Origin of the sequence: Citrobacter sp. wls829 (genome assembly GCF_005280825.1) — a bacterium.
GTDB classification, from domain to species: Bacteria; Pseudomonadota; Gammaproteobacteria; order Enterobacterales; family Enterobacteriaceae; genus Citrobacter; species Citrobacter gillenii.
Genome location: NZ_SZWP01000013.1, coordinates 1 through 5,862, shown reverse-complemented (window position 1 = coordinate 5,862; position 5,862 = coordinate 1). Strand labels below are relative to the sequence as shown.

The following is a 5,862-nucleotide window of genomic DNA, read 5'->3' as shown; positions in this document are numbered from 1 at the left end:
AGCAAAAGTTCGATTTATTCAACAAAGCCTTGTTACGCTGTAAACCGAAACTTGTTGAGATTGTTTCATTGGAGCGATTGTTTCATCTGCTGATTGAGCAGCATTGATATTGAAAGAAACATACAGTAATCGCGAATTCAGATAATAAGTGCAACGCTCGGTCATGTTAGATGGAAGGACGGTTAGCTACTGATAAGCTATCCTGCTCTTCCGACCAAAGATGAGCGAGTAAGTATGAAGTATCAGCAACTAACCGAAGGACAACGATACCAGATATCGATACTGCGTGAGGATAATTTATCCTGCCATGAGATAGGTATCCGTATCGGTGTAAGCAAGTCCACGGTCTCCCGTGAACTGAGGCGTAACACTTCAGATACTGGTTATAACCCACAACAGGCACACCAGAAGTGCTGTGATAGGCGGCTGTCATCTGCCAAAAGGACAATTCCTCAGCAGACCATAGATTTCGTGATATTTGCTCTGGAGTGGAAGTGGAGTCCTGAGCAAATAAGTGCAATTGGCAGTCAGCCATGAATGGATTTACCAGTATATCTATGCGGATAAGCGTAGCGGTGGCGAGTTGTACAGGCATCTTAGGCAGGGCAAACGGCGATATCGTAAGGGCTACGGGCAGAAACGAGGGCGCATCCCTGACGCGGTATCCATTGAGCTACGGCCGTCAGTCGTCGATGACCGTAGCCGTCTGGGGGACTGGGAGGCCGATTTGGTGCAGGGTAAACAGGGCACTGGTGCTATCGTGACACTGGCAGAACGCAAAAGCCGTATTTACCTGACAAAAAAGGTGTTTTCAAAGGATGCGGTGGAAGTCAGTAAGGCCATTATCTCACTGCTGAGTGAGTATCAGGATGTATGTCACACAATAACGTTCGATAACGGTCTAGAGTTTAGTGAGCACAAGGCGATAGCAGAAGCACTGAACGCAGATACGTACTTTGCCCATCCGTATGCCTCGCATGAGCGTGGGCTGAACGAGAATACGAATGGGTTGTTAAGACAGTTTATCCCGAAAGGAACAGACCTGCGGACAGTGACAGAAGAAGACTTACAACGCTATCAGGGAGCGTTGAACAGCAGGCCACGCAAGTGTCTGGGGTTCAGACAACCTTCGGTGGTGTTTGCGGAGCTAAGAAAGGCGGCTTAGCGTTGCACTTCGGACTTGAATCCGCCAGTTGATAGGGACAACTCTATAATGAAGAGAAAACATGCCGTATTTACACCGGTTGCTTTTCTGGTAATAAACTCAATAGGATTTAATTCAGTTTACTCAGCTACACCTGTTTCCTGTAGTACTACAGGTACAAGTGAAAATGACCTGTTTTGTGGTGCAGGGGCCAATACTAGTGGTTCCGTGAAGAGTATAGCGATCGGGAACAACGCACTAGTGAGTAAAAATGCTAGTGCTGGGTTAGCAGTTGGTTATAACTCAAAATCTGCTGCACAAAATGCTATTGCGATAGGGAATAGTGCAATTGCATCGGCTGCAAATACTATCAGTATTGGTTCCGACAACTCATTTACAACTGGATCTGTGGCAATAGGTACAAATGCACGTGCAGGGCGAGAAGATATCTTAAGCCTAAAAGATGCTGGTAAGTCTGAGAGAACCTGGATTGGAAAACAAAATAATATTGCCCTTGGAGTAGGTTCCGTAGCTGATGGTGGTCGAGTGATCTCTATCGGTGAGAATGCAGGAAGCGGGACTATTGATAACTGGAATATTCAGAATATCAACATAGGTACTAATGCTGGAAGTCAGGCAAAAAGAGATTATAGTGTTGCTTTGGGTTTTGAAGCAGGGATGGTGCTATCTGGCTCTCAAGATGCTACCGAAGATAGCAAACGAGCTCCAAGTATTAATATTGGTAAGCAGGCAGGAAAAAACACAGTATCATATGGAAATATATCTGTAGGAGATAATGCTGGAACAGAAATCACAGATAATAGAAGCGTTTCTAATATAATGATTGGAAACGGGGCTGGAGTTGGTTTGAGTTCTAATGATGGTAAAAACACTACTTTTCCAGGATATGGCCCTGGTGGAAATACCTTAGTCGGGAATGCTTCGGGACGACAACTATCTGGTGATAGTAATGTCGCTGTAGGTTCTATTGCTGGCGATCGGTCAACTGGTGATAATAATGTGTATGTTGGCCACTTAGCTGGGCAACAATCAATGTCAGATCGATCAATTATTATAGGTTCTCAGGCAGGATTAGGAACAAATAATGACAGAAGTGTATTAATCGGTAATTTTGCCAATGGAGGCGTTGCTGCTCCAACACGAAATGTAGTGGGGCTTGGGTCTTCTGTTAAGGCTACGGGGTTTGAAAGTATTGCTGTGGGTTTTAATGCAAATTCATCGGCAAATAATGCAACAGCTATAGGTCGCTTTACCACGGCTTCTGGGGTCAATGCTACAGCTCTAAGCACTAATGCTATGGCTTCGGGACCTAATTCGATAGCGATAGGTAACGGTGCAAAAGCAGTTGCTATGGATACTATCAGTATAGGTACAGGAAACATCGTAAGTGGTGAGAAATCGGGTGCAATAGGTGACCCAAGCACTATATCAGGGTCCGCTTCTTATTCAATTGGTAATAACAATAAAATAACGGCAAATAATGCTTTTATCCTTGGAAATGCAGTAGATAATGCTATAGATAATTCAGTTGCCCTAGGTAATTCTACGACAGTATCATCTGCTGTTGCAACTCCAGAATATATAGTAAATGGGGTGACACACTCATTTGCAGGCTCAACTCCAGTATCAACTGTAAGTATTGGTGCTTCTGGAAAAGAGCGCACTCTATCGAATCTTGCGGCTGGACGAATTTCGGCTACTAGCACTGATGCCATAAATGGTAGTCAGCTATTTGCAGTTTCATCTGAAGTAGATAAGGGCAACTTATTTGCTGGTAATTCTGGAGCGTTTAAACGCTTCTTTGGTGAAACAACTACTATCCGCGGAGGTCTTACAAATGGAGAAACTGCAAGTAACAAAAACATTAGAACTGAAGCTAATGACGGTATAATAGATATTCAACTGGCGAATAATCTAGATGTCACTAGCGTTAAGACTGGTAATACATTAATTAACAACTCAGGGCTTTATATTACAGGTGGACCCACTGTCACAGTTACAGGTATAGATGCTGGAAATAAAACTATCACTAATGTTGCAGATGCTGTAAATGACAGTGATGCGGTCAATAAACGTCAGTTAGATAATCTTTCAAATTCAGTTAGCCAAGGGGTAACGTTTTCTGCTAATGAAGGCGATGATATCAAACGTAAATCTGGTGAGGTTTTAGCTCTGAAAGGAGATGGTGCAGTTAATGGTAATTATAGTGGAAAAAACATTAAAACAGTTGCGGATGCATCCTCCGGAGTTATATCAATTCAAATATCTGAAAGTCCAGTATTTGGCAATGTTGTTATAAATAGCAATAGCAGTGGGAAAATTTCTGGCGTTAGTGACGGTGCCATCGCTATGGGCAGTAGCGATGTCGTGAATGGTGGACAAGTTCATACAGTTACTACATCAATTGCCAATGTTATTGGAGGTGATACTTATGTAAGCCATAATGGTGAGATGATCTCCAGCAATGTAGGTAATACAGGGAAAAATACTATTCATGATGCTATTGATTCCATCAGAACGACTGCTGAATCAGTAAGCGGAGGTTGGAACCTGTCAGTAAATGGTAAACAAGAAAGTGCTATAAAACCTTCTGAAACAGTTGACCTTAATAATACTGATAAAAATATCAGCATATCCAAAAAAGATAATCAGGTTAGTTTTAACCTTTCCGATTCTGTCAACGTTAAAGAGAGCATCAGTGTTGAAAATGGCCCTTCTCTGAGCCAAGTTGGTATTGATGGTGCCGGATTAAAGATTGCTAATATAGCTGATGGTATTATTGCTCAGGGGAGTAAAGATGCTGTCAATGGTGGGCAACTCCATGAGTTTATCAGCAGTGAAGTAACTAAACCAATTACGTTTAAGGCAGATAGTGGTACACCGTATGAAGCAAAAATGGGAAGTTTGGTAAATGTTAAAGGTGATAATAAAAATATCAAGACGACAGTTAATGGTAATGTGCTGAGCATTAATCTAAACGACAATGTTAATGTTAAATCATTAACTACTACAGAGTCTTTAGCTGTCTCAAGTGGTGCTAATATTGATATGGGAGGAAATACCATACAAAATGTTGGTAATGCCAAGCGTACAAGTGATGCTGTTAACTACGGACAGCTACAACAGGCTTTCAGTAGTCTTGACAACCAAATTAATCGGGTTGAACGTAGAGCTAACGCAGGTGCAGCTGCTGCTATTGCAACGGCGGGGTTAACACAGGCGTATATTCCAGGTAAAAGTATGATGTCCATGAGCGGTGGGTCATTCCAAGGTGAAAACAGTTTAGCTATTGGCCTTTCAACCATCTCAGATAACGGCAATTGGATATTAAAAGGTTCTTATTCAACAACAACTAGAAGTCAAACTGGAGCATCTGTTGGAGTAGGATTTCAGTTCTGATAAAACAGGGGTGGAAACACCCCTATAAATAAAATTTGATTTGGATAGCAAATAATGAAATCGAACTCATTCAAAATTATAATTTTTATTGCATGTGCTACAATTATTTCAGGATGTAATCAAAACATGAGTCGCCCAGATCGTGATGGTGGAGTTAAAGAGATAGTGTGGCCAGAACCTGTAAACGCGAAGTTAAGATCAGGACGTGGAGTATTCCCGACATCCGAAAGTATTTCGCTTTTGAATAAAGGGATGACCAAAGATCAGGTCTATTTGCTTATCGGTAGGCCGCATTTTGGTGAAGGTCTATTTTCTGTGAGAGAATGGGATTATCTCCTTCACTTCAATACGTTAAAACACACTAACAATCAAGTTACAATTTGTCAACTTAAAATTATTTTTAACTCAGATAAATTAGTCGCTAATATATACTGGAGAGCTATTAAACCTGAAAATTCCATTTGCCCACCAGAATCTAATAAAAATTAAAATAATCAATATAGGAAAGTAAATGGTGTAACTTTTATAAACATAAGGTTTTGTTGCTATACAGTAATAGATAGTATAAAGCAATTTCAAGGTAAATATATGAAAAGAAATATCACAATCCTAAGCCTATTAGTTATTTTATTCACTCTGAGCGCCTGTCATCAGAAGAATGTTAAAAGTGTTGTAACTCCTCTCACCCCCCAAATAAATAAAGAGGTATCTTCTCTTATACTTCTTCCTCTTTCTGAGCAGCCGCACAATGGATGGGCTGAAATTATCATCGTCGACAGGAAATGGTATTTCGATACAAATACTGTTCTGACTCGGAATGAACTTGCGTCCATGTCATTTGGTCAAAGTAATGAAGGTAATTGGTTTCTACAGATCAGTCCTAACAAGAATGGACAATTGATAATTGATAAAGCATTAGAAAATAAGAATAATTATATTCTTATGGTTTTAAACGGAAAGGCTATCTCACTTTCGCAACTCAATTCAGCAAAGACATTATCGTTTTATGTTGGTGATGAGAATAAAACAATTCAGATCGCGGAGGCTATAACTCAAAAAAACATTATGCGCTAGTATTTATTTTACTGATTTTTTAAGATAATTTCGATGGTCATTTAGAGGCAGTGTCTTGTTTTCTTGTGGCCATAATATTTACTTGGTGGTATTTATGGAAAAGTTACGCCAAGCGCTTTTATTTTCAAATGCAGGTATTGAGGATATTGAAATTTTCGCGCTGACATCTGTTTACATTCCAACTGCTATATTGCCAGAAGAATCTTGGGAAGGTGCGAATAAGC

At 40.5% G+C, this 5,862-nt stretch carries 3 protein-coding genes and 1 pseudogene; all 4 read left to right on the top strand.

The window, feature by feature from the left end:
• Nucleotides 1-234: 234 nt before the first annotated feature.
• The 4 genes and pseudogenes from FDW88_RS01575 (at nucleotide 235) to FDW88_RS22635 (ending at nucleotide 5,638) form a co-directional block, all read left to right on the top strand.
• A pseudogene (locus tag FDW88_RS01575) lies at nucleotides 235-1,165 on the top strand (IS30 family transposase).
• Nucleotides 1,166-1,213: 48 nt separating this feature from the next.
• Entirely contained in the window at nucleotides 1,214-4,564 is a 3,351-nt protein-coding gene (locus tag FDW88_RS01570) for a YadA-like family protein (protein ID WP_137361886.1), read from the top strand.
• A 54-nt stretch (nucleotides 4,565-4,618) separates the two neighbouring features.
• Nucleotides 4,619-5,053 carry an outer membrane protein assembly factor BamE gene (locus tag FDW88_RS01565; RefSeq protein WP_115259208.1) on the top strand — a complete coding sequence of 145 codons (435 nt, stop codon included), beginning with the start codon at nucleotides 4,619-4,621 and terminating at the stop codon, nucleotides 5,051-5,053.
• A 99-nt stretch (nucleotides 5,054-5,152) separates the two neighbouring features.
• The gene (locus FDW88_RS22635) at nucleotides 5,153-5,638 is read left to right on the top strand and encodes a hypothetical protein (protein WP_239944593.1); all 486 of its coding nucleotides are present in this window, start codon (nucleotides 5,153-5,155) and stop codon (nucleotides 5,636-5,638) included.
• Nucleotides 5,639-5,862 lie beyond the last annotated feature (224 nt).

What these genes read in the sequence shown, in the direction of transcription:
- FDW88_RS01570 (WP_137361886.1), top strand. Translation starts at nt 1,214, where the DNA reads ATGAAGAGAAAACATGCCGTATTTACACCGGTTGCTTTTCTGGTAATA.
- FDW88_RS01565 (WP_115259208.1), top strand. Translation starts at nt 4,619, where the DNA reads ATGAAATCGAACTCATTCAAAATTATAATTTTTATTGCATGTGCTACA.
- FDW88_RS22635 (WP_239944593.1), top strand. Translation starts at nt 5,153, where the DNA reads ATGAAAAGAAATATCACAATCCTAAGCCTATTAGTTATTTTATTCACT.